This window comes from Myxococcus sp. AB036A (assembly GCF_006547355.1).
Taxonomy (GTDB): domain Bacteria; phylum Myxococcota; class Myxococcia; order Myxococcales; family Myxococcaceae; genus Myxococcus; species Myxococcus virescens.
The window spans coordinates 1-23591 of record NZ_VHLC01000107.1 but is presented as its reverse complement, the minus strand read 5'-3'; the positions used below and the strand labels follow the sequence as shown (position 1 = coordinate 23591).

The 23591-nt window shown below is 69.4% G+C and carries 23 protein-coding genes and 1 tRNA gene; 13 read left to right on the top strand and 11 right to left on the bottom strand.

Features of this window, described 5'->3' with window-relative positions; genetic code table 11:
• Nucleotides 1–16: 16 nt before the first annotated feature.
• Both FL344_RS31530 and FL344_RS31525 read right to left on the bottom strand, forming a co-directional pair.
• Nucleotides 17–583: a TetR/AcrR family transcriptional regulator gene (locus tag FL344_RS31530; RefSeq protein WP_141621132.1), complete on the bottom strand. Its 567-nt coding sequence runs from the start codon at nt 581–583 to the stop codon at nt 17–19.
• A gap of 35 nt (nt 584–618) precedes the next feature.
• A complete protein-coding gene (locus tag FL344_RS31525) occupies nt 619–1377 on the bottom strand; it encodes an alpha/beta fold hydrolase (RefSeq protein ID WP_141621131.1) in 759 nt (252 codons plus the stop codon).
• Between the two features lie 87 nt (nt 1378–1464).
• On the opposite strand from FL344_RS31525, the gene FL344_RS31520 reads away from it, so the two are divergent.
• The 4 genes from FL344_RS31520 (at nt 1465) to FL344_RS31505 (ending at nt 4352) form a co-directional block, all read left to right on the top strand.
• Nucleotides 1465–2196, top strand: a complete 732-nt coding sequence (locus FL344_RS31520) for a YafY family protein (RefSeq protein WP_141621130.1) — start codon at nt 1465–1467, stop codon at nt 2194–2196.
• A gap of 58 nt (nt 2197–2254) precedes the next feature.
• A complete protein-coding gene (locus FL344_RS31515; protein WP_194863321.1) occupies nt 2255–3121 on the top strand; it encodes a DMT family transporter in 867 nt (288 codons plus the stop codon).
• Between the two features lie 101 nt (nt 3122–3222).
• Nucleotides 3223–3771, top strand: a complete 549-nt coding sequence (locus tag FL344_RS31510) for a hypothetical protein (RefSeq protein ID WP_141594288.1) — start codon at nt 3223–3225, stop codon at nt 3769–3771.
• Nucleotides 3768–4352 (top strand): tRNA-uridine aminocarboxypropyltransferase, encoded by a 585-nt coding sequence (locus FL344_RS31505; RefSeq protein ID WP_141594283.1) that lies wholly within the window; start codon nt 3768–3770, stop codon nt 4350–4352. Before FL344_RS31510 ends, FL344_RS31505 begins: the two co-directional genes overlap by 4 nt.
• Nucleotides 4353–4448: 96 nt before the next feature.
• On the opposite strand, the gene FL344_RS31500 is transcribed toward FL344_RS31505, so the two are convergent.
• Nucleotides 4449–5498 (bottom strand): hypothetical protein, encoded by a 1050-nt coding sequence (locus FL344_RS31500; protein WP_141621128.1) that lies wholly within the window; start codon nt 5496–5498, stop codon nt 4449–4451.
• Complete coding sequence (locus FL344_RS31495) at nt 5495–6229, bottom strand: VanW family protein (RefSeq protein ID WP_228565509.1); 735 nt, start codon at nt 6227–6229, stop codon at nt 5495–5497. The genes FL344_RS31500 and FL344_RS31495 overlap by 4 nt, the downstream gene beginning before the upstream one ends.
• A 316-nt stretch (nt 6230–6545) precedes the next feature.
• Between FL344_RS31495 and FL344_RS31490 the strand changes: the two genes are divergently transcribed.
• Nucleotides 6546–6974, top strand: a complete 429-nt coding sequence (locus FL344_RS31490) for a thiol-disulfide oxidoreductase DCC family protein (protein WP_141594285.1) — start codon at nt 6546–6548, stop codon at nt 6972–6974.
• A gap of 19 nt (nt 6975–6993) precedes the next feature.
• Here the strand turns inward: FL344_RS31490 and FL344_RS31485 are convergent, their stop codons facing one another.
• Together FL344_RS31485 and FL344_RS31480 are read right to left on the bottom strand one after the other, a co-directional pair.
• A complete protein-coding gene (locus FL344_RS31485; RefSeq protein ID WP_141621127.1) occupies nt 6994–8436 on the bottom strand; it encodes a protein-disulfide reductase DsbD in 1443 nt (480 codons plus the stop codon).
• A 59-nt stretch (nt 8437–8495) separates the two neighbouring features.
• Nucleotides 8496–10397: an SPFH domain-containing protein gene (locus FL344_RS31480; protein ID WP_228565508.1), complete on the bottom strand. Its 1902-nt coding sequence runs from the start codon at nt 10395–10397 to the stop codon at nt 8496–8498.
• A gap of 347 nt (nt 10398–10744) precedes the next feature.
• On the opposite strand from FL344_RS31480, the gene FL344_RS31475 reads away from it, so the two are divergent.
• The 7 genes from FL344_RS31475 to FL344_RS31445 all read left to right on the top strand — a co-directional run bounded on the left by FL344_RS31475 (nt 10745) and on the right by FL344_RS31445 (nt 16085).
• Nucleotides 10745–12106 carry an IscS subfamily cysteine desulfurase gene (locus tag FL344_RS31475; protein ID WP_228565510.1) on the top strand — a complete coding sequence of 454 codons (1362 nt, stop codon included), beginning with the start codon at nt 10745–10747 and terminating at the stop codon, nt 12104–12106.
• Between the two features lie 96 nt (nt 12107–12202).
• On the top strand, nt 12203–12604 hold the full coding sequence (gene iscU / locus FL344_RS31470; protein WP_002634235.1) for a Fe-S cluster assembly scaffold IscU: 402 nt from the start codon (nt 12203–12205) through the stop codon (nt 12602–12604).
• A gap of 25 nt (nt 12605–12629) precedes the next feature.
• Nucleotides 12630–13028 carry an iron-sulfur cluster assembly accessory protein gene (locus FL344_RS31465; RefSeq protein WP_002634234.1) on the top strand — a complete coding sequence of 133 codons (399 nt, stop codon included), beginning with the start codon at nt 12630–12632 and terminating at the stop codon, nt 13026–13028.
• A gap of 109 nt (nt 13029–13137) precedes the next feature.
• Nucleotides 13138–13695, top strand: coding sequence for a Fe-S protein assembly co-chaperone HscB (hscB, locus tag FL344_RS31460; protein WP_141621124.1), 558 nt, complete (start codon nt 13138–13140; stop codon nt 13693–13695).
• Complete coding sequence (gene hscA / locus FL344_RS31455; RefSeq protein WP_141621123.1) at nt 13692–15539, top strand: Fe-S protein assembly chaperone HscA; 1848 nt, start codon at nt 13692–13694, stop codon at nt 15537–15539. Before hscB ends, hscA begins: the two co-directional genes overlap by 4 nt.
• Before the next feature lies 1 nt (nt 15540).
• A complete protein-coding gene (locus tag FL344_RS31450) occupies nt 15541–15918 on the top strand; it encodes a 2Fe-2S iron-sulfur cluster-binding protein (RefSeq protein ID WP_141594420.1) in 378 nt (125 codons plus the stop codon).
• 83 nt (nt 15919–16001) lie between these two features.
• Nucleotides 16002–16085 (top strand) — tRNA-Leu (locus tag FL344_RS31445).
• A 56-nt stretch (nt 16086–16141) separates the two neighbouring features.
• Here the strand turns inward: FL344_RS31445 and FL344_RS31440 are convergent.
• Together FL344_RS31440 and FL344_RS31435 are read right to left on the bottom strand one after the other, a co-directional pair.
• Nucleotides 16142–17230, bottom strand: coding sequence for a lysylphosphatidylglycerol synthase transmembrane domain-containing protein (locus tag FL344_RS31440; RefSeq protein WP_141621122.1), 1089 nt, complete (start codon nt 17228–17230; stop codon nt 16142–16144).
• Entirely contained in the window at nt 17227–18978 is a 1752-nt protein-coding gene (locus FL344_RS31435; RefSeq protein WP_228565507.1) for an alkaline phosphatase family protein, read from the bottom strand. The genes FL344_RS31440 and FL344_RS31435 overlap by 4 nt, the downstream gene beginning before the upstream one ends.
• A gap of 349 nt (nt 18979–19327) precedes the next feature.
• Here FL344_RS31435 and FL344_RS31430 point away from each other — a divergent pair, with 349 nt between their 5' ends.
• Nucleotides 19328–20806 (top strand): hypothetical protein, encoded by a 1479-nt coding sequence (locus FL344_RS31430; RefSeq protein ID WP_194863320.1) that lies wholly within the window; start codon nt 19328–19330, stop codon nt 20804–20806.
• A 204-nt stretch (nt 20807–21010) separates the two neighbouring features.
• Here the strand turns inward: FL344_RS31430 and FL344_RS31425 are convergent, their stop codons facing one another.
• From FL344_RS31425 to mvaD, 3 genes are all read right to left on the bottom strand, one after another.
• Nucleotides 21011–21400 (bottom strand): hypothetical protein, encoded by a 390-nt coding sequence (locus tag FL344_RS31425; protein WP_141621120.1) that lies wholly within the window; start codon nt 21398–21400, stop codon nt 21011–21013.
• Between the two features lie 228 nt (nt 21401–21628).
• The gene (locus FL344_RS31420) at nt 21629–22708 is read right to left on the bottom strand and encodes a mevalonate kinase (RefSeq protein ID WP_141621119.1); all 1080 of its coding nucleotides are present in this window, start codon (nt 22706–22708) and stop codon (nt 21629–21631) included.
• A partial coding sequence (gene mvaD / locus FL344_RS31415; protein WP_141621118.1) for a diphosphomevalonate decarboxylase occupies nt 22708–23591 on the bottom strand: 884 nt, incomplete at its 5' end. The genes FL344_RS31420 and mvaD, both read right to left, overlap by 1 nt.

Here is a 23591-nt window from a genome sequence, read left to right as displayed (position 1 = left end):
CCAAGCGATGCAACCTTCAGTCGAAGGACTCTCGTGGAAACACGCACCCGAGCAACGTGCGCAAGCGAGCGAGAACGTACTCCGTCAACGGCGGCGTCCGCTCCACCAACCACTGCATCGTCGCACCCACGATGACGTCTTGAAGCAAGGCGGACACCGCGCCACGGTCGACGGAGGGAGGAAGCCGGACGGCGATGGCGTCGCGCACGAGCAGATTCCGCTCATGCGCCATCCGCCTCAACGTGGGGTCTCTCACGTCCTCCCAGGCCAGGAGCAGGTGTGCGTCGAGCGCCTCGCCCTCCCCCATCACCGAGACCAGCGTCTTCAGGAAACGCCAGAGGCCCTGTGCTCCGACTTCCACGGGCAGACCGGCGAAGTACTCGCGCTTCTGCTCGGCGGTCCGCTCCATGAGCCGGAAGTAGAGGTGCTCCTTGTTCTTGAAGCGCTGGATAAGCGCCGCGCGAGACATGCCCACCGCGACGGCCACGTCATTCAGCGTGAATGCGCCCGGCCCGCTCCGAAGCAACACGGACATGGCGGCGTCGAGGATGGCTTCGTCGCTGTGCAGCTTGGGCCGGGGCACGGGCCCTAGATAACACGCGCGGCGAACCCGCGCGCTCAGCGCACCGTGGCGAGAAAGCCGTCCAGCAGCCGATTCACCTCGTCCGGCGCGTCGAGCTGCACCCAGTGCCCCGTGCCCTCCACCTTCGCGTGCGGCAGCTCCGGCACCAGGTGGTGATACGAGCCCGGTTCCTCGTTGAAGGCCGTCACTACCGACAGACGCGGCCCCGAGTAGCGCCGCAGCGGCGTCACGGGGTCGAAGTCCAGCAGGGCTCCCAGTCCGCCCCGGACGCCCTCTTGGGACGTGGCGCGCATCTCGGAGAGCACCCGCTCGCGCACCTCCGGCCGGGACGGCGCCAACATGGGGCCCCAGGCCTCCTCCACCACCGCGCTCCAGGCCTCGGTCCCCAGCACCGCCATCAAGTCCTGGGCCTGCTCCGCGGGCATCGAGCGTCCATCCGAGGCCGGGGCGAGGAGGAACAACCCCGCGACGCGGCCCGGATGCGCCCCCGCGTAGGCCACGCAGACGGCTCCGCCCAGGCTGTGCCCCACCAGCACGAAGCGCTGAAGCCCCAGCCCATCCACCACCATCCCCACATCCCGCGCGAAGTCCTCCACGGCGAAGCCGCCGTCCCGTGGCAGCTCGGACTTCCCGTGGCCACGCAGGTCCAGTGCCAAGGCACGGCGGTGCTCGCGCAGATGCGACAGCTGCGCGGCCCAGTGCGTGGTGCTGCCGGCGCTGGAATGGACGAACACCACCGGCAGTCCACCCACGCCCCCATCGTCGACACTCAGCAGTCCCTTGGACCCCATCATGACGGCCTCCTCTGGCCTCGAAGCGCGCGGTCGTGCGCGACCTGATGCTTGTGGAGTACGGCCCATCCCTGACAGAAACTGTCAGCAATGGCACGAGTCGACCGGGTGATGCGGCTGCTGGACTTCCTGCGGGGCCGGGATGGGACGACGGTGACGGAGATCGCCGAGGCGCTCGACGTGAGCGCGCGCACCGTCCACCGGGACCTGGCGACGCTGCGACAACAAGGCATTCCCCTGAGCAGTGACACAGGCCCTGGGGGTGGCGTCAGGCTGGAGCGGGACCGGGGCGTGGCGGCCGTCCACCTGTCGCAGGAGGAGGTGGTCGCGCTCTGGCTGGCCGCGAACCTGTCCGCGACGGGCAGCACGTTGCCCTGGGGCAGCGCGGCGCGCTCGGGGCTCCAGAAGCTCTTCGCCAGCGTCCCCAAGGAGCGGGCCCGGGGCATGCGTGAGCTCTGCCGCCGCGTGGTGGTGGGGCGGCCGGCGAGCCCCCGTGTGCTGGCGGATGTCGGAACACCGCCGGAGGAACTGCTCGCCGTCTTCGAGCGGGCCTTCCGCGAGCAGGTCTGCCTGTCCTTCGAATACCGCGACCGGCACGGCAAGGCGACCCGCCGCATCGTGGAGCCGCACGGGCTGCTGGTCGAATCGCCCGTCTGGTACGTGCTGGCCCGGGACGTGGAGAAGGCCGCGGCGCGCATGTTCCGCATGGACCGCATCCGCCGGGCGCGCCTCGTCCCCGACCGCCCCTTCACGCCCGACATGGAGGGCCTGCGAGCCCAGGCCGAGGCCCAACGCGCGGACGGTACGCGAGCCCCAGGCTGAGGTAGGCTGCGCGCCCGCCGGAGCCGGAGTGCGCGCCGGAGTCACCAGGAGTCACACGGTGCGGTACTTCGCCATGGTCGCGGCCGGGGCCACCCTCTGGGGGTGCTGGGCGCTCTTCTTCCGTCCAGCGGGGCTCGCCGGGCCGCAGAACGCATTCCTCGTGCTCCTGGCCATGTCGCTCCCGGCGCCCTTCCTGTTCCGGCGCGATGCCCTGCGCGACCGCCGGGCCACCCTGGCGATGCTCGTCGTGGCGCTGGCGGACGCGGCGAACACGGCCCTCTTCTTCGCCGCCATGGAGCGCGGGCCGGTGTCCATCGCCGTGCTGACGCACTACCTGGCGCCCTTGCTGCTGGCGCTGCTGGCCCCCTGGGTGCTGGGCGAGGAGCGCTCCACCCGGGCCCTGATAGGCGGCCCCGTGACGCTGGTGGGCCTGGCCCTGCTCATCGGCCGGCGCGACGGTGACTTCTCGGGGCTGACGGCGCTGCTGGGCGCGGGCAGCGCCTGCTTCTACGCCATCATCGTCCTGGCCGCGAAACAGGCGGCGCGGGCCTATTCACCCATGGCCGTGACATCACTGCATGCCCCCATCTCCGCGGGCGTGCTGCTGCTCTGTTTCGGAGACCGGGTACTGCCACCCACGGTGGATGGAGGCACGCTCCTCGTGCTCGTGGGCGGCATCGTTTGCGGCCTCATTGGAAACATCCTCTTCCATACCGGTCTGCGGCACGTTCCCACCGCGGCCACGGCGGCGCTCACGTACCTGGAACCGCTCACGGCTTCACTGGTGGGCTGGGCCTTCTTCGCGGAGACGCTGACGCCCGTCGCCCTGGGCGGGGGCCTGTTGGTGCTGGTGGCCGGCGCATGGGTGGCGGCCGAGCGACGCGCCACCCTCCAGGCCGTGCCGCTGCGCGCCGCGGCACGCTGAACGCGTGCGCCAAATCACCGCTTGCATGCTTGGGGAGTCCTTTGGTCCTCTTGGGCCCCCGCACACACTCTTCCCTCCGTTCCTGGCGACGCCGTATGCCTATGGAAACCGCAGCCGACAGCCGTGAGTATCGCGTCGTCTTCTTCTGTCCCGCGTCGAGCGCTCGGCTCGAGCGGATGGAAGTGCCCGTGCGACGGCTGCTCACGCGCATCCACGCGCCGCCCGCGGAGCTGGCGCCGCTCCAGGAAGCTGGCGCGATTACCGAAGCCGGCTGGCAGGTGTTCCTGGTCCGCTCGCTGACGGAGCGCTCCGCGGCGCAGGCCATGGCCGCCTATGTCAGCGAGGCCACGTGCGCGCTGGCCGCGGAGCTGGACGCGGAGGTGCTGGGGCTCTACGTGGACGTGTCCGCTGACTCGGCGCGCATCTGCCGCTGCGGCCCCGAAGACGGGCCGGAGACCTTCGCGGGCCGCCGTCAGGCCGCGCTCAACCGCACCGCCGAATGGTTGGAAGTGACGCCCGTCAGCCTCTCCGCCCTCTTCCACCTCGACCTGCCCGACGCGGAGTACGAGCCGGACGCGGATGACCGCTTCGTCGAGGAGAAGTTGCGCGAGGCCCGGACTCTCATGGAGCGATACCGCCAGGGCAAATGAGGTCTCGAACGCCCGAGGACCTCGCGGGTCGCTGCCCGCGCTGCTTCCTCCCCGCTGCCCTGTGTCTATGCGCCGAGGTGCCGTGCGTCTCCACGCGCACGGAGCTGCTCATCGTCCGGCACCACAAAGAGACGCTCAAATCCACCAACACCGCGCGCATGGCGGCGCTCGCCATTCCCCGGTGCAGCATCGTCTCCTATGGCTCGCCGGGCGTCCCCTTCGACGCCTCCATCCTGGAGGGCGATGACACGTGGCTGCTGTTCCCGGACGCGCACCACGAGCCCGCGCCCGGTGCGGCCTTTCCCAGCAGGCTCATCATCCTGGATGGGAGCTGGGGACAAGCACGCCGCATGGTGCAGCGAGTCCCCGCGTTGCGGCGACTGCCCGGCTTGAAGCTGCCACCGCCCGCGCCGGACTCGCGGCGCCTGCGTCGCCCGCCCCACCCGGATGGCATGTCCACGCTGGAGGCCATCGCCGGTGCGCTTGCGTACCTGGAGGGCGAACACGTCGCCCAACCGCTGCATGCGCTGCACGAGCAGATGATTGACCGCGTCCTCGCGAGCCGGGGCAGGAACACCTAGCGCGCTCGACGCCGTCAAGGGGCCGCCCCGGCCGGCGCTTCGCGATGAGCACGAACAGCCCACGCAGGAGTGGGTTGGCGCCAACAGGCGTGGGCTTCAGCGCGCGGTCAGCGCGTCCAGTTCGGCGATGAGGGCGGGCACATCGCCGCGAGGAATCGCCCGACAGGGCCAGAAGCCCGCGGCGCGGTCCGTGGCGATGATGGGGATGCCTTGCTCCCGCGCCTGCGCCAGCTCGCCCAGGTGGCTCTCACACCACGCTGGCGCGAGCACCACGTCCACCTGCTGGAGCGTGCGCTGGACCTGAGCCGTCACCTTCCGCACTCGTGGGTGGTTCAGGTGTCGTGGGTCCGTGCCCTCGGCGGGGCGCACCCAGAGGTTCCACTGGGGCCGTTCGTCGAGCGCCGCCAAGGCTTCTCGCAGTCCGCCGCGCGCGAGAGCGGGCCCGGCGAGGAGGGCCACGTACGGGCCGTGACGCAGGGGCGGACGGGGCGCCTGGGGCTGTTCCCGGTCCGACGGGAAATGCAGCCTGCGGAGCTTCTCCGGGGCGTGTCCCGCCAGCCGCAGCCGCTCGAGGGCGAGCGCGCCTCGCACCCAGATTTCATCCGCGAGGACTCGCTCCGCCTCCTGCCGCGCGACGTCCTCCGCAGAGGCGCGGTGGTTGCGGAGAAAGGCCTCCTCCGGGTGTCTCGAGGCCGCGGCGTCCAGGTCCGCGTGCAGTGCCCTCAAGGAGGGCAGGTCCTCCACCAGCACGCAGCGCGCGCCCCGGCGGCGTGCCATCGCGAAGACCTCCCGGGCACCGAGCGCTGGCGCGAGCACCGTCTCCACCGACGCCGGAAGCAACGCCGAGGCCGCCTGCGCCCACCGCTTGCGCAGGGTGAAGCGGGCCTGGAATGTCGCCGCTGTCGAGCGCGCCGCGACTCGCATCCCGGCCTCCACGGCCCCCCAGCCTGGAAGGCCCCAGACGCGGAAGCCCTCGGGCACCGGCAACGTCCGGCGGGTCCAGGCCTGACGCAGGCGGGCGGGGAGTGGTCCCCAATCGGGCAGTCTCGGCAGCGCCCAGGGGGCCAGCACCTCCGCCTCGCGCGTGAGCAGCGACGCGAGATGGGAGAGCCAGGGAGCGGGCTCCGGTGCGAGAACCAGGTTCATGGCGCCCGGGCCTCCGACCGTGGGACTTCGACGCGGGCGTGGCATGCGGTCTCCCCGCACGTCAGGCACGTCCGCTTCCGCGCCTCGGGGTTCAGCAGGCGGCGCCGGTTCTCGGCGATGGTGCGCTCCTCGAGCACGGCGCCAGAACTGGTGTCTTCGACTCGGCGCACGACGCGGTTGATGCGCAGGGTTCCCTCGGCGAGTTCGAGAAGGGACTCGTCCTCGGACCACAGCCGTGAGCGTGTCCGGGGGGCCTCCGCCCCATGGAGGGAGAGCCGCAGCTTCCCGTCCGAGACGCGGGCTCCGAGCCGCACCGGGCCCTCACGAGGCGCCATCACCAGGTCCACATAGGGCCAGGCCACCGTGGCATCCATTCCCCACAGCGCGCCTGGCGGCGGGGGTACCGCCTCCATCGTGTGCCCCCAGCGCTCCAGGATGTGCCAGCCCTGGCGTGCGCCGAACTCGAAGAGCGCATTGGCCAGAAGGCAGATGCCGCCCCCAATGGACGGGGTGAGACAGCCACCGCTCAGCGCCAGCCCATGCCGGTAGCCCTTGCGCTCCGTCAGCCGGCCCAGCGTGCGCCAGAAAGAGAGGGGCCTGTCCGGTGCGAGGAGGAGGCCATCGAAGGCCGGCGCCGCCAGACGCACGTTGTGCTGCTTGCCCGCTTCGAGCACGGGGTCCGCGTCCGAGTCCGAGCGCTCCAGATTCACGGTGTGCGAGCCGAGGAGCACGCCCCTCTCGTGAGTGGGCGCCAGGAGCGGGCGTGGCCAGCGCTCGGGGGTCGCGGACCACCGCACCAGCCGGTTCGCCTGGAGCATCCACTGCTTGCTTCGCCTCCACAGCAGGGCGTGGGCGGATAACTCCAGGAGTCGGGGAGCAATGGGCGGCGAGGGCATGTCCGAACATTCTGCAAGGGCGGCGCCAGGGAAGGAAACACCCCGGCTCTGACACCCCGCATGCACGGGCGCGGCTGCGAGGACACCCGTCTGGAATTCCCCCACCGCTTCGGCGTCACCCCACGAAGCGGGCTGTTAGACTTGCCGCATCATGTCCCGCGCCCAGCCCCCGGACACCGTGGTCCTCTTCGACGGCGTGTGCAACCTGTGCAACGGCACGGTCCTCTTCATCATCGACCGGGACCCGGACGCGCGCATCCGCTTCACGGCGCTGCAGTCCCAGCGGGCCGCCGCGCTGCTGGCACCGCATGGCGTCGTGCCCAAGGAGGAACCGGACAGCTTCGTCCTCCTGCAGGACGACAAGCTGTACGAGCGGTCCACGGCCGCGCTCCGCGTCGCGCGGATGCTGAAGGGGCCGTGGCGGTTTCTCTACGCTTTCATCGTGGTGCCCCGGCCGCTGCGCGACCTCGTCTACCGAATCATCGCGCGCAACCGCTACCGCTGGTTCGGCCGGGAAGCGCAGTGCCGCATCCCCACGCCCGAGTTGCGAGCCCGCTTCCTTCCGGAGACCGCACCGTAGCCAGGCGTCGCCCACCGAATCAGCAGGCGTTGGCGTCCGTGCAGCGCGCCTTCTTCATCTCCGTGGCGAAGGGGCTGGGTGCCAGGAAGCCGGTGACACGTGGCTGGGTGAGCACCTTGCCCTCCGGCGAGATGAACGCCACGGTGGGCAGGCCCTCCACATCGAAGCGCTCCAGCAGCGCGTCCAGCGAGTCCTCGCTGTTCGTCGCGTCAATCTTGATGTTGAGGAAGCGCCCCTCGTCGGACTCGGAGATGACCTGCTGCGCGGGGTAGGTGTCGCGGTCCAGTTCCTTGCAGGCCGCACACCAGTCCGCGAAGAAGTCGATGAGCACCGGCCGGCCCTCCGCCTTCGCCTGTGCGAGCACCTGGTCGAAGGCCTCCGGGGAGAAGGTGGCCTGCTTCGCCGGCATGACGTGGTGCCACTGCCAGGACGGTGCGCGCGGCGGCTCGGCGAGCCCCAGGCTCACCCACAACGTGCCCACCGGGCCCGCGTCCAGCGCACCGCCCCGCAGCACCAGCGCCGCGACGACGAGCGCCACGCCCAGCGCCTTGAACGAGAACTCCCGCGCGCCTTCCTTGAACGAGCGGTGCACCGCGCCCAGGGCCACGCCCACCGCCACCAGCAGCGCGGCGATGACGGCTCCCGGCACCCGGCCCACGTGTTGGCCCAGCCCCTTCACCACGTCCCGCGCCCAGGGGAAGGCGTCCTTGAGGTAGCTGAAGGCCAGGGCCACCAGCATGATGCCCAGCACGCTCTTCACCCACTCCATCCACACGCCGCCGCGCGGCAGCCGGACGGTGAAGACGCCAATGAGGAAGAACGGCACGCCGATGCCCAGCGCGTAGACGAACAGCAGCGACGCGCCCAGCGTGGTGTTGGCCGACTTCGCCACGAAGGCCAGGAGGCCCGTCAGCACCGGGCCGGTGCACGGCGCCGCGAGGAAGCCGGACACGCTGCCCATCAGGAACGCGCCCGCCACACCCGCGCCCCCCACGGCGTTGAGCTTCGTCTGGAAAGACGACGGCAGCGCCAGCTCGAACGCGCCGAACATGGACGTGGCCAGCAGCAGCAGGAACACCGCCAGGCCCGTCACCACTGCCGGGTGCCCCAGCATCGACCCGAACGCCTGGCCCGTCTTCGCCGCCAGCACGCCCAGCGCGCTGAACACCACGCCCATGCCCACGATGTAGGAGGACGTCAGGAGCAGCGCGCGGCCCCGGCCCTCCGTCTTGCGCGCGCCGAAGACGGACACGGTGATGGGGATGAGCGGATAGACACACGGCGTCAGCGCGGTGAGCAACCCACCCGCGAACACCACCGCCGCGCCCACCGCGAGGCTGCCGGATTCGAGGAACCGGGCCGCATCCAGGTTGGCGTTGGGGCCCGTGGGCAGCAGCCATGGCACCACGGCCACCGCCACTCCGGCCAGCACCGCCATCACTCCGAGTTTCTTCGCATCCATGCGCGCGTGACTCCGTGGTCCCAGGCCCCCCCTTGTATACGCAGGCCAGGGGCCCCGGGCTACTGCGCCGGAGGGGCAAGCGGGGAAGCAGGCGTCTTCAGTCCGGCGGAACGTGCCAGCCCCATGACGCCCTCCACCGCGGCGGCGATGTAACCAAACGGATTGGCCCCATCCACCGCGGTGACGTGCACCTCGCCCATCTTCTGCTGGAAGGCCGCGGCCACCTGCGGGAGCTGCTGCGCCAGGGCCATCTGGATGACCTCCGGGCTGACGCTGTTCTCGATGTCGCGCAGCGCGCGCGCCTTGCCCAGCTCCAGGTCCTGCTGCGCCCGGTCCTTGCGCACACTCAGCTCGGCGATGACCATCTCCGTCTCCACGATGGACCGCCGGGCCTGCACCACCTGGAGCTCCGCGTGGAGCCGCTCGGCCTCCTGCTGGTGCGCGGCCATCTGCACCTCGTGCCACGCGGTGGCCTGTTCGTGCTCGCGGCGCAGGCGCTCCAGCTCCAACTGCGCCTTGGCGCCGGCCTCCTCCTGCTCGCGGCGCAGCTTCGCCAGCTCCACCTCCTGCTCGTGCCGCTGGCGTGACAGCTCCAGCTCCTGCTCACGCTGCTGCCGCGCCAGCTCCATCTGCGCCTTGGCGTTCTCCGCCTCCTGCGCGCGCTGGAGCCGCACCAGCTCGATTTTCGCCTGCGCGGCCTCGGACTCCTGCGCCAGCTTCAGCTTCTCCAGCTCCAGTTTCGCGCGGCCGGCCTCCGTGTCCTGCTCGCGCTTGAGCTTCTCCAGGGCCACGCGCTGGCGAGCGACTTCCGCGTCCTGTTCGCGCTGGAGCTTCTCCATCTCCACCTGCGCGCGGCTCACGGCCAGCGCCCGCTCGGAGACGATTTTCGCGTCGGCCAGGCGGGACTCCGCGGCCAGCGCATCCAGCTTCGCCTGTTCGTCGGCCACCTGCTTCTTCTGGCGGACCTCCTGCTCGGCGGCCATCTTCGTCAGCGCCACCTCGCGCTCCACGGTGGCCTGCTCCTGCTTCAGCGTGCGCTCCTGGGCGAGCTTCGCCTCGGCCACGCGCGCCTCCACCGCCAGCGCCTCCAGCCGGGCCTGCTCCTCCGCGGTCTGCTTCTTCTGGCGCACCTCCTCCTCGGCCGCCAGCCGCTGGAGGCTCAACTGCCGCTCGGCTTCCGTCTCCTCGCGGTGGACGAAGCGCTCCTTGGCCAGCTCCGCCTCACGCGCCTGCCGCTCCTGTTCATGGCGGAAGCGCGCCTGCATGTTGGCGAAGACGGTGGAGGACAGGACGCGCACGTCCTGGATTTCAATCGTGTCCAGGATGACGCCCCAGCCCGCGTCCGTCTGGTCCTCCAGGCGGCCTCGGCCGGAGAGCACGGGCGCGATCTCGCGCACCAGCTCCGCGGCGATGCCCTCCTTGCGCTTGGAGAGGCACTCCTCCACGGACATGTTCGCCACCAGCCGCCGCGCGGCGCCGACGAACATCTCCCGCAGCAGCTCCGCCAGCTTCTCCTGCGCGCGCTCCGGGAAGGAGAAGTTGAGCATGCGGAAGGCCACCAGCGGGTCCGAAATCCGGTACACCGCCAGCCCCGTCACCTGCACGCCCACCTTCTCGTGCGTCACCTGGTCCGCGGTGAACTGGAGTCGCTGGATGCTGGTGGGGACAATGGCCACCGAGTCCCCCGGCAGCTTGAAACAACTGGCGCCCTGGCCGCTGACCTCCCGCACCCGGCCGCGTCGCATGTGGACCAGGAACTCACTGGGCCGCGCGGTGACGAGCCCCCAGCGCTTCATCTTCTCCGGGTCCTCCGCGGGCTTGCCGGCACGCCACCCGTCCACATAGCGCGGTTGTTCCAGCTTGCCTCCGCCCCCGCCGTCCATCCGGACCAGGTGCGTCCTCCCGCCGCCCTCCCCCGTCTCCTGTGACTCCTTCGTGCGGGCCGTCTGCTTCGCGCTCATGTGCGTGCCTCCCTGTGGTGGCCGCCACCCGTGCAGGCGGCCGGCCAGGGAGGGGCTCGCCGGGAAATCAAGCGGTTGGCCGGAGGGGGTGCGCCATTCTGGGGCGCCTCGTCCCAGGACGGCGCGCCCGGACTGATCCACGACGGCGCGGCGTTGACTTAAGACGTCCTATTGGGAGCACGCACCCACACCCGCAGCGCGCCTGATGTTCGCTTGACCCGAAGGCGCCCCTTTTTATATTTGACCAGTCCGGTCCACATTCAGGTGTGACGGTGTAGGCCCCCCTGCGGCAAAGGCGCTCCGAGGCGCCGGTCGACGTCCCCTCCAGGAAGGTGTTGGAAGCAATGGTGAAGCTGCCGATCTACATGGACAACCACGCCACCACCCCGCTGGACCCGCGGGTGCTGGAGGCGATGCTGCCCTACCTGCGAGAAGACTTCGGTAACGCGGCGAGCCGCAATCACGTGTTCGGCTGGAAGGCCGAGGCGGCGGTGAACAAGGCCCGGCAACAGGTGGCCGAGCTCATCGGCGCGGCCGAGCAGGAGATCGTCTTCACCTCGGGCGCCACCGAGTCCGACAACCTGGCCATCAAGGGCGTCATCGAGTTCTACAAGTCCAAGGGTGACCACATCATCACCCTCAAGACGGAGCACAAGGCCATCCTGGACACCTGCAAGCGCCTGGAGCGCGTGCGGCAGGAGCGGCTGGACGAGCTGAAGCTGCTGCGGCTGGCGCAGCTGGCGGGCCAGGACGTCACCGAGGAAAACCAGTCGGAGCTGCTGAAGAAGTACGACGTGGACTCCGACGAGACGTACCGAAAGTGGGCTGAGCTGCCCACCGGCGGCGCGCGCGTCACCTACCTGGACGTGGAGCCCGACGGACGGGTGAGCCTGGAGAAGCTGGCCGCGGCGATGACGCCGAAGACGGTGCTGGTTTCCATCATGTTCGCCAACAACGAGATTGGCGTGGTGCAGCCCGTCGCGGAGATTGGCGCGCTGTGCCGCTCCAAGGGCGTGCTCTTCCACTGCGACGCGGTGCAGGGCATCGGCAAGGTGCCCTTCGACGTGGAGGCCATGAAGGTGGACCTGGCCTCCATCACCTCGCACAAGATGTACGGCCCCAAGGGCATTGGCGCGCTGTACGTGCGCCGCCGGCCGCGCGTGCGCATCGCGCCCATCATCGATGGCGGCGGTCACGAGCGCGGCATGCGCTCCGGCACGCTGAACGTGTCGGCCATCGTCGGCTTTGGCATGGCGGCCGAGCTGGCTCGCAAGGAGCTGCCCGAGGAGTCGGCGCGCCTCCTTCGCCTGCGTGAGAAGCTGCGCAAGGGCCTCACGGACGCGCTGGACATGACCACCATCAACGGCTCGCTGGAGCACCGGCTGCCGGGCAACCTCAACATCTCCTTCGCCCACGCGGAGGGTGAGTCCCTGATGATGGGCATCAAGGACGTGGCGGTGTCCTCCGGCTCGGCGTGTACGTCCGCCTCCCTGGAGCCCTCCTACGTGCTGCGCGCGCTGGGCGTGGACGAGGAGCTGGCGCACAGCTCCATCCGCTTCGGCCTGGGCCGCTTCACGACGGAAGAGGAAGTCGACTACGTGGTGAACCTCGTAGTGGACAAGGTCCGCAAGCTGCGCGACATGAGCCCGCTCTACGAGATGGCCAAGGAAGGCATCGACCTCAAGAGCATCGAGTGGACGGCGCACTAGCGCCTTCTCAGGTAGACAGGGGGGCGCGAGCCTCCTCGCCCGGAGGGCGTTGCCCGCCGGAACCTTTGGTGAGAAGCATCCGTTGAAGGAGCAGGCATGGCTTACAGCGACAAGGTCATCGAGCACTACGAGAACCCCCGGAACGTCGGGACGCTCGACAAGGAAGACCCGAACGTGGGCACCGGCCTGGTGGGCGCGCCCGCTTGCGGCGACGTGATGCGCCTGCAGCTCAAGATCTCCGAGGACGGGCTCATCGAGGACGCCCGCTTCAAGACGTTCGGCTGCGGGTCGGCCATTGCCTCGTCGTCGCTCGTCACCGAGTGGGTGAAGGGCAAGACGGTGGACCAGGCGATGACCATCTCCAACAAGGACGTGGCCCGCGAGCTGTCGCTGCCGCCGGTGAAGATTCACTGCTCCGTGCTGGCCGAGGACGCCATCAAGGCGGCCATCGAGGACTTCAAGAAGAAGCGCGCCGCGCGTCAGGCCAAGGCGTCCTGACGTTCAGGAAAGGGAGAGGCGAACCATGAGCGAACAGGCGACCCAGGAGACGACGCAGCGCCAGGCGCCTGCCACCGCGCCCGTGGCCAAGCCCCCCAAGGGCATCACCATTGCCGACAGCGCGGTGGCCCGACTGAAGGAGCTGCTGGAGCAGCGGCAGACGCCTGAAGCGGGCTTGCGGCTGGCCGTGAAGGGTGGCGGGTGCTCGGGCCTCCAGTACTCCATGGAGTGGTCGGAGAAGTCCCGCGAGCGCGACAAGATTTTCGAGAAGGACGGCGTGCGCGTCTTCGTGGACCCGAAGAGCTACCTGTACCTCATCGGTACCGAGCTGGTGTTCGAGCAGACGCTCATGGCCTCCGGCTTCAAGCTGAACAACCCCAACATCAAGGCGGCCTGCGGCTGCGGAGAAAGCTTCTCCGTCTGACGCGACAGCAAGCGCTCCGCCTCCTTCTGGGCGGAGCCGCCACCACGCGGGCCCGGCCAGCCGCCGGGCCCTTTTCGTTTGTCCCCTCCCCGCATTGGAGAGCCCCCCTTTGAGGACTCACTTCGACGTCTTCGGCCTGAAGCGCGCCTATGACGTGGACGTGCCGGCGCTGGAGAAGCAGTACCGCGAGCTGTCGTTGCAGCTCCACCCGGACCGCGTGGCGCAGGCCAGCGCGCGCGAGCGCCTGCAGGCCCTGGAGGGCACCACCGCCCTCAACGAGGCCTTCAAGACGTTGAAGGACCCGGTGCGCCGCGCCTTCTACCTGCTCAAGCTGCACGGCATCGACCTGGACCGCGAGGACGCGGGCGCCCAGAAGGACATGCCCCTGGCCTTCCTGGAGGAGGTCATGGACCTGCGCGAGTCGCTGGACACCGCCATGGCGAAGAAGGACCTGGGCCGCGCCCGGGCCATGGCGGACGACGTGGAGGCCCGGAAGAAGGCGGCCCTCACCGAAGCGGTGGAGTCGCTTCGCACCCTGGAGGCGGGCGAGCCGGGGGACGGCGGGCAGGAACAAGTGAGAAAGGCATCGCACGCGCTGGGGCGGGTGCGCTACTTCACGCGCTTCCTCGAGCAGGTGGACGCGTTCGAGGAGGAGATTCAGGCGTGAGCAAGAACGGCTACCTTCAGATTCACGACCCGCTGAAGCCCAAGGGGCAGGCGGTGGGCATCGACCTGGGCACGACGAACTCGCTGGTGGCGGCGGTGGTGAAGGACCAGCCCGTCTGCGTCCCAGTGGACGAGGGCGACGCGCTGTTCCTCCCCTCCGTGGTGCACTACGCGAAGGACGGCGGCGTGGTGGTGGGCGCCCGGGCTCGGAAGCTGGCGTCCGAGCACCCCACTGACACCATCGCCTCCGTGAAGCGCTTCATGGGGCGCAGCCCGGACGACGCGGAGACGCGAAAGCTGGGGCACTACAAGTTCGCGCCCGGCGCCAAGGTGGTGCGCTTCGACGTTGCGGGCGGCACGCCAGTCACGCCCATCGAAGTCTCCGGTGAGGTGCTGCGCGCCCTCAAGCGCCGCGCGGAAGCGCACTTCTCTACCAAGGTGGAGCAGGCCGTCATCACCGTGCCCGCCTACTTCGACGACGCCCAGCGGCAGGCCACCAAGGACGCGGGCCGCCTGGCCGGGCTGGAGGTGCTGCGACTGCTCAACGAGCCCACCGCCGCCGCGCTGGCCTACGGACTGGACAAGGGCAGCCAGGGCACCTTCGTCGTCTACGATTTGGGCGGCGGCACCTTCGACATCTCCATCCTCAAGCTGGTGGACGGTGTGTTCGAGGTGAAGTCCACCGGCGGCGACTCCGCGCTGGGTGGCGATGACTTCGACCGGGCGATTGCTCAGCGCTTGATGGAGACGCTGGGCGCATCCGAGGCGCCGGCTCCCGCCCTGGTGGCGGAGGTGCTGGCGGCTTCGCGCAAGGCCAAGGAAGCGCTCACCGACGCGGCTTCGGTGGAGTTCTCCGCGGGCGGGCAGACGCACTCGGTGAAGCGCGAGGACTTCGACGCCTGGGTTCAGCCCTTCGTGCAGAAGACGGGCACGGTGTGCCGGCGGGCGATGAAGGACGCGGGCGTGACGGCCGGGGAGCTGGACGGCGTCATCCTGGTCGGCGGCGCCACGCGCGTGCCGGCGGTGCGCCGCTATGTGGCGGAGCTGTTCGGCCGTGAGCCGCTGGGCGACATCGACCCGGACCAGGTGGTGGCGCTGGGCGCCGCGGTGCTGGCCAACCTGCTCACCACGGCGGACCGGCAGGATGACGTGCTGCTGCTGGACGTGATTCCTCTCTCCCTGGGTTTGGAGACGATGGGCGGCATCGTGGAGAAGCTGATTCAGCGCAACTCCACCATCCCCACCACCGCGGGCCAGGTCTTCACCACCTTCAAGGATGGGCAGACGGGCCTGGACATCCACGTGCTCCAGGGCGAGCGCGAGCTGGTGGAGGACAACCGCAGCCTGGCGCGCTTCACCCTGTCCGGCATTCCGCCCATGGCCGCGGGCATGGCCCGGGTGGAGGTCCGCTTCCAGGTGGACGCCGACGGCATCCTCTCCGTCAGCGCGCAGGAGCAGAGCACCGGCGTCAGCCAGTCGATTACCGTGAAGCCCAGCCACGGCCTCACGGACGAGGAGATTGAGCAGATGCTGCTCGACTCCATCGACTACGCCGAGGACGACATCCAGGCCCGGCAGGTCCGCGAGCAGCGGGTGGACGCCGAGCGCGTCCTGGCCGAGGCGGACCGGCAGCTGGGCGAGCACGGCTCGCTGCTCCAGGAGGGGGAGCGCGCCACCATCGACTCCGCCATCGCCCGGGTTCGCGAGCTGATGAAGGGCGAGGACCACCTGAAGCTGAAGGAGGCCGTGCACGCGCTGGACGAGGCGTCCCGCCCCTTCATCGAGCGGGTGATGAATCAGGCCATCACCCAGGTGGTGGCTGGCCACTCCGTGGAGGACTACTGACGTGCCCAAGGTGACTTTCAAGAGCCCCCTGGCCGAGGTCAGCACCGACGTGCCCACCGGCACCACCCTGCTGGACGCCGCCGAGGCCTGCGGCGCCCAGGTGGGGCATAGCTGTGGCGGGGTCTGCGGCTGCTCCACCTGCCATATCTGGGTCCGCAAGGGCCTCGACTCGCTGAGCGAGCAGACGGACGCGGAGGCGGACCGCCTGGACATGGGCTTCGACGTCCGCCCCTATTCCCGGTTGAGCTGCCAGACGGAGCTGGGCGCCGAGGACATCCTGGTCGAAATCACCGAGGAGTCCCTCACCGCCTTCATGGACGAGAACCCCGTCCTGCGCCGTTCGCTCGAGGCCGAAGGAAAATGGCCGCTGAAGAAGTGAGGTTGTTACGTAGTGCTTGACGGGGCCGGGCAGTAGCTCTATACGTCCGGCCCATCGCAGCGCCGCACCGCGATGCCCCACCTGCCCAGGTGGTGGAATTGGTAGACACACTAGATTCAGGGTCTAGCGCCTGCAAGGGCATGGAGGTTCGAGTCCTCTCCTGGGCACAAAGTTGAGAAGGGGCCCCGGTTTCAAACCGGGGCCCCTTTTCGCTTTTCAGGGGTCAGGAACGCGCGGGCTCCACGGCATCGTGCGCCACGTGGTTCGCGGCCTCCCGCGCGAGGCTCCCGCCCTTGCGCAAGTCGCGGATGCGAATCTTCCGCAGGTGGACGGAGACGGCTCCCACCGCGACCTGGCTGATGACGGTGCCCAGGTGCGTGAGCGTGGCGAAGGCCGCCGCGTCCTCCGGCGAGGCCCCCAGGCTGCGGGCCGCCCAGCTCGTCACGAAGTAGTAGATGCCCATGCCCGCGGGGACACCCGGGAGCGACTGCCCCAGGGAGATGGCCCCCAGCACCACCGCCCCGGCGAAGAGTCCGCCAGAGATGCCGATGCCGTGGAGTGCCAGGCCGTAGGCCAGCGCGGAGGCCAGCACTGGCGCCACCGAGAAGACGAACACCTTCGCCATGCCGGTGAAGGAGCGCGCGGTGCCCAGGCCCTCGCTGACGTGGTGGAGGAATCCCTCCACCCTCGGGAGCTTGTGGCGGCGGTGCAGCGCGAAGGCGAGCGGACCGGACCAGTGCGCCAGAAGCACCACGAGCGCAACAAGCCCCACACAGAGTAACACGGCCGCTTTCAGCTCCCCCTCGAAGCGGGACAGCGTCCGGCCGAAGGGGCCCAGCAACGACAGCATGACGAGCAGCATCAGCGCCGCGAACTCCATCAGCTTGCAGACGCCCACAGTGCCCAGGCACCGGAGAAAGGGGATGCGCTGCGTCCTCGACAGGAGGAACGAGCGCATGACGTCGCCCAGCTTTCCCGGCAGCGCGTTGTGGACGAAGGCGCCAATGGCCACCAGGTGGTAGCGCTCCTTGAGGGGCACATGCCGACGGAGGGTGCGCTGCCACTGCACCGCGCGCAGCGGGATGATGGAGGCCTGGAGCAGCATGAAGGGCACCAGCCACACGAGGTGGCCGGGCAAGTCCCTCACGAAGTCCCCCAGCGGAAAGCGCGGCTGGAGCAGCGGCCCCGTGCCGCTCAGGTTCCACTTGAAGAAGGCAGTGGACAGCAGGACGACGGACAGCATGAGCCCGAAGACGGCGAGCAGCGCCTTGAACAACGCACGGCCTCCGGCGTGCCTCGCCCTCCCCTTCACGGCACCAACCGGAGTCGTGGGGTGTTGTCGAGATAGGCCGCCGCGAGCCGCTCATGAAGCTGTACGCAGTGCGAAAGGCCAGACAGGTCCACGGGCGCCTTCGCGGGCCAGCACACCAGGCTGTTGGCCTCCGTGCGAGTCAGTCCTCCGTGCGAGCCGAACTCCCAGGCGAAGCCCACGGTGCCACCGCGCTGCACGGCTTCGCCGAAGAGGACCAGGTCGCCCGCGGTGGACATGGTTGGGAGTACGCGGAGGAAGTCCGCCACCGCGCGCTTGCTGAATTCGGTGGACAGTGGGGCCCGGTCCAACGTGTCCACGGTGTAGACGCCGTCGCGCACGAGCGCGACCGCGCTGTTGCCCCTTCGCAGCGCGACGAGACCGATGTCCGGGCTCCGCGTCACCCGGGCCAGGACATCCGGGTGGCGTGCGAGCAGGGAGATGGCTTCCAGCGGATTGGGCTCGCCGGACAAATACACATGGGCGAAGTTGCCGCAGTCGACAGCCACCGGCGTGAATGGCGCTCGCGGCCGAGTGTCCGGCTCCGGTCGAGTCCTTCCGTCGCAGAGCCCGCGGACCACATCGTCGGAGAGGGGTCCGTCGCCGTGGGGCGCCATCAGCCACTGGGCCAGAGGTTGGCCCCTCCGCTGCTCCCAAGGCAGACAGTCCACGTGCCCGTGGTCGGAGAGGAAGACGACGTCGTAGGGCTGCTCCACCGCGCCCGCCACGGCGTACAACTCCGCGAGGTACGCATCCACGCGGTGCAGCTCGGCGCGGGCTTGTTCGGAGCGCGGCCCCCGACGGTGGGCCACCTCATCGTAGTTACCGTAGACCAGGTAGATGACGGGCACGCCTCGCGCCATGTCCACCAGGGACTTGGTGAAGGCGAAGCTCCAACCCAGCCGCTGGAGGAAGACGTGGCTGAAGAGGAAGGCCGGCTCGTGGCGCCAATCGTGGAGCCCGCGAGCCCAGTGGACGACTTCGCGCGCCGCGGCCCAGGTGTCCATGCCCAGCGAGCGGAGGTAGTCCCAGATGCCTCGCGTACGCGCGCTGAGCAACCCCAGCATCTCGTAGGAGAACGCGCGCGACATCTGCTCGAAGCTGGCCAGCGTGCTCATGCACAGCGCGTTCGCTGCTCCCGCTCGGAACAGGGAGAAATACCCGTGGCCTCCACCATCGAGCAGACTGGTGCGGCCCGCACCGCGCAGGCGCTGATCGATGGCCAGCGCATCCGCCGGAGTGTTCATCTGGACCTTGCGGCCCAGCTCACGGTCGAACCACGAGTAGGCCGGCAGGTTGGAATGGCGCATGCCGTAGAGCAGGCCTGCCTGGAAGTATGGCGTTGACGTGGGCGCTCCCCAGAAGGCCTCGTCCAGGTGGAAGGCCCCCGAGCGGACGAGCCGCGATAGGAAGGGCATGCGCCCCGCGACGAGCGCTTCATCCAGCAGGCTCTTCGGAACGCCATCCAGGTGGACGAGGAGCAGCTTCCTCGCCCTGCGTCCTGGCGCGGGTGGCACCTTCTCCCGGACCCGGCTCACGAGGCCGTGAGCCCATAGATGCATCGCTGGTGGAAGCACAGCGCTCACGGGTGTCGCCTCCCCTCCTCCGGCAGCCAAGATGAACACTTGAGAGGACAGCCGCCCCAGGGAGTGAGTCGCCTTCCAGGAGAGCGGGCGGGCAACCGCCGAGGCTTTTGGGCGCGGGAAGGAGCGCCGCCACCCGGGCGTGCTTCGCGGCCTCTTCATGCGCATTCCCGCTGCGGCCGTCCTCCTGTCAGCCTGGGCGCTTCCCCGGGCTCAATCCCGTGAGGAAGTCTGGCTTCGATGCGATCGCCATCCCCCTGGTGAGCTTCAGCTCCAACCAGGGGATGCCGGGATTCTGGCTGCGCCTGCGAGGCCATCCCTTCTGAAGGCATTGGCGGAATGAACAGCGTGCGCGGGCGGCATCGAGCGCAACGGCTTCGCCGGGAACATCACGGCGTTCATGAACACGGAACTGCGCTACCAGGCAGCCCAGGTCCAACGGTCGGGCACATGTTCTGACGGCTGCCGAGCGCAGCCTTCTCTCCGTCACTGCCGCTGACCTAGTCTGTCCTTCCTCATGGACCGCCTCGCGCTCGTGCTCTTCTTCGTCGTCAGCATGGCTTGCAGTTCCACGACCACCCCCGACTCGCCCGACGCGGGGCAAAGCGGGCCCCCAGGCGCCGCGGATGCCGGCTCTGGGGGGAATCATGGCATCCCGGATCGGGAGACGGCGTGTCCCGGCACAGACAACCCGCCGGGACGGATCGTCGAGATTGCCTGGCCCAGCCGGAGCAATGTGCACTTCGCCACCGAAGGCGACACCGTGCGCTTCGTCTGGAACGACGGCGAGCCGCACAACGTGCTGCAGGTGAAGAACTTCGAGGGGCAGGATCCGCCCGTCGCCCCCTACGGGGACGCCCAGTGGCCGCAGCAGATTGCGAGCGGACCGAAGACCGTCCAGGGGTCATTCGACTGGAATACTGGCACCTCGCCATGCGGCTATCGCCCGGGCATCTACTTCTTCGTGGACGAGGGAAACCCCGTCGGTGGAGTCGTCTCCGTCGCGCTGACCACGCGTGAGAACCCCAGCCCGCAGTACGCGCCGAAGCCGTGCAGCGCGCTCGCCAATCCCCTCCACTACAACGGGCGCTACGCGGCCTATGCGAGCCGCGAGAACTGCACGCTGTTCGAGGTCAACAACTTCACGACCGTGGCGCATTACGACTGGGTGGAGCCGACCTTCGCGGCAAAGCAGGGAGACCTCATCCTCTTCCGCTGGACCGGTCTGCACAACGTCGTGCAGGTCCACAACGTGAACGAGGACGCGCTGATTCCTGGAGGGCTCGCGAGCGGCCCTCGCACCAACTGCGCCGGTGGGCCGAATTACACGTGTGTGAATGGGCCGTACCACCTCGGTGAGTTCCTGATCGACACGGCCCAGCATCGCCCGGGGATGATCCATCTCTCGGATGGCTGCGCCTACGGCTGTGCGGACTGTCCGTGGGAGTGCCGCGGACCGGATCACGTTCCCACTGGGACGAACATGCAGTTCCTCCTCTCGCGCGCGGAGACCGGTCCCTCAGAGGATGGGGCCTGCTGTGCGATCGACTCTTCCAGGGGACGGAAGTGCCGTGTTGTCGAGCTCTACAACGACGCGGAGGGAATGCAGTTCGAGTACAACGTCCCGGTGAATCGCGGCGACCTCGTGCGCATGCGATGGGCGGGCACGCTGAAGATTGTGCAGACGACGCCAAGTGCCAACGGCGCGCCCAGCCGTAATCCCAAGCCGGGCGGGCTCGCGATGGATGCACCGGTAGAGTGCGTACCCGGCCCCGGCTGGTCCTGCCTGGGTGGGAACACGGCGCAGGCAGAGCTGCTCCTCGACGTCGACAAAGCCATCCGCGACGGCAAGGCCGAGCGCTTCGAGCACGGCCAGCACTACTTCACGTTCCACGCCTTCGGAGAGAACACGGACGGCTACTCCTCGCAGGACTCCGGCATCCTGCTCTACGTCGCGCGAGGCGAACCCTACACCGACAACCCGCCCTGCCCCTGACCGCTCAGCGGGGCGACATCGCCGGGCCCTTGCTCGATGCCCATCTTCCGTGAGTCGGACGCGCACTCGCCGGCTCCGGTCGTCAGGGCATCGTCGTCACCTTCGGGCACATGGCCTGACGCCTATGGGCGGCGCTTCCACACGTCACCGCCGCGGGTAAATTACTCGCCCACCCATCGCTCACTGGACGCAGACAGCCGCCACTCACCCGGCCAAAGAGGGCTTCATCACAAACTCAGCGAGGATCCCGCGCGCCTCAATGACGTTGGCATCTCTCGGATCGATTGCTGCGACTGTATCGTCGTAAGGGGCGAGGGAGAGATAGGCCATGCCCGACGGCTGAACGAGCGCCTTGTACCCAGGAACGAAATAGAATGCCTGTTCCTCAGACCATCGGAATTCGATCCGGGTCACACCCGTAAAGCGGATGCGCAACTCCGCCACGGGGCTTTCCGGCCTCGGGGAGCACACGAGCTCCAGTAGCACTCCGCAGTGCTCTGCGGCACGCGCCGCTATCGACAGAATCCTCCCGTCGTGCAGCGCCCACCGCCTTGCAATCTCATCGAGCGCTCGCGCCCCCTCGAAAGTACTCATTCACTCCCCTTGAGCCACCCAAGTCCGGCCAACTCCTGCATCCTCGCAGAGGTCTTGCCCACTCAGGCGTGGAGGTGCCAAAGGCGCAACTTCACACTGCTCATGGAGGAGCCGAAGCAGGGCAGCCTCGGTTGAGGGAACTTGCTCCCTTTCCGAATCAAGAACACTGTTCCCACCTTGGGATGCAAGGCAGATAGCCGGAGTTGACGGGTCTTTGAAGAGGCGCGCTCAGGTTAGAGCGTCGACCCAAGTCCGCAGTCGGGGAGCCACCTGGGCCTCGCCACGGACACCGGGCTCGGCATCCAGGAGCAGCGTGTGGAAGCCCCGGGCTTCCAATCCCTTGCACATCTCCGCACGGACCTGCGCATCCGGCGCGAACAGGATGCAGCCGTCCCCTCCGCCCGCGCCGGACAGCTTGCCCGCGGCGCCGTACGTGGCCGCCAGCGCCAGCACGCGGCGCATGCCTTCCGTCTCCAGCGGCCCCAACTCCAGCAGCAGGGCGTGCTGCGCCTTCACGGCCTCCGAGAAGGCCCGGAAGTCACCGCCGCTCAGCCCGTCCTCAATCGCGTGGCCCAGCGTGTCCGAGCGCTCCACGAAGCTCCGGCGGCCTGACTCCTCCAGACGCGCTTCCACCTGGCCAATCAACACCCGCGTCGAGGCGCTCTCACCCGTGAAGGCATACGCCATGGACACCCGGGGCGATGGCAGTCGCCACACGTCCACTGACGGAGACTCCGCCAGCGCCGCGCGCAGCCGGCCGGTGTTGCTCGCCTCAATCAAGGGCGCCACGTCGTAGCGCCGGTAGCGCAGCACGCCACCGGCGAAGCTCGTCGCTACATCGCCGCCGCTGCCCTTCCCGCCCTGCCCCAGCGTGTGCGCCAGCAGCGCCAGCTTCAGCGCGTCGTAGCGTTCCTCCAGCACATAGCGCACGCCTTCCGCCGCCAGCACCGTCGCGCACGCACTGCCGCCCATGCCCAGCTTCTGCCCGTTCGGGCCCACCGCGGACGGGGCCACCGCCAGGTCGAACCCCTGGCTCGCGCGCCCATGTGCGCGCAGGGCCTCGTCGAGCGCCCGCGCCACGAAGGCGAACCCCGCCGGCACTTCCCGCGCCCAGCGCACACCCAGTGGCGTCGTGCTCCCCGCCAGCGTCCCCTCTTCCAGGCACACGTGCACGCGGGCATCCGCGCGGCGGCGGACATACGCGGCGGTGCGCGGTGCCACCGCGGCCAGGCGCGCCACACCGCCCCACAGCACGGCGTACTCGCCGGAGAGGAACAGCTTCCCCGGCGCGGAGAGGGCGCGCTCCATCAGAAGAGGTGCTCCGTCTTCAGCTCCGCGTCACCACCGGGCACGCAGCGAATCACGTCCACCGCGCCGCACGCGCGGGCCAGCGCCTCCGCGGCCACCTCGTGCGCGGCGTCCGTCAGCAGCACCGGGTTTGGTCCCGCGTCCAGCGTGAACCACACCGGGATGCCCTTCTTGCGCTGCTCCTTCAAGTGCTGGATGAGCGCCAGCGTGCCGGGGCTCATGTAGCTCAGCGGCGGATTCGCGGCGAACGACGTCGCGTGCATCCGCCACGCGTTGCGCTCACACAGCTCCCCCAGGGCCTGCAGGTCGCGCTTCGCGATGTGCTCGCGCACCTGCACGACCTCCACCTCGGCGTCCTTCACCCAGGCCGGGTAGTACGGGCTGGTGTCCACCGTGAGCTTCATCCCGTCCCGCGACTTCACCTCTTTCTCGCCGCGGTCGAGAATCGCCACCACCATGCGCAGGTCCGGCCAGTGGGCCGCGTCGAAGCGCTGCACCGCGAAGCTGTCCTCACCATCCGGACGTTCGCCGCGCTGCCACTCGCAGAACCCACCCTGCACGCTCCGGCACGCCGAGCCGCTGCCCATGCGCGCCAGGATGCTGGCCGCGCGGGGCTCCGACGGCAACCCCGCCGCCGCGCGTCCCGCCACCGCCAGAGCCGCGAAGCCCGCCGCGCTGCTGGCCAACCCCGCCGCCATAGGGAAGTCCCCGCGCGACACCACCTTCGCGGGGCCCAGGTCGGCCTTCGCCTGGGTGCGCACCCACTCCAGCAGCCGCAGCACGCGGTCGCGCTCGCTGCCCTTCGCGGTGTGCCCGTTGAGCTCCACCTGGTCGCTCGCGGCGCCGAACTCCACCGTGGTCGTCACCGACAGCGGCGACAGCG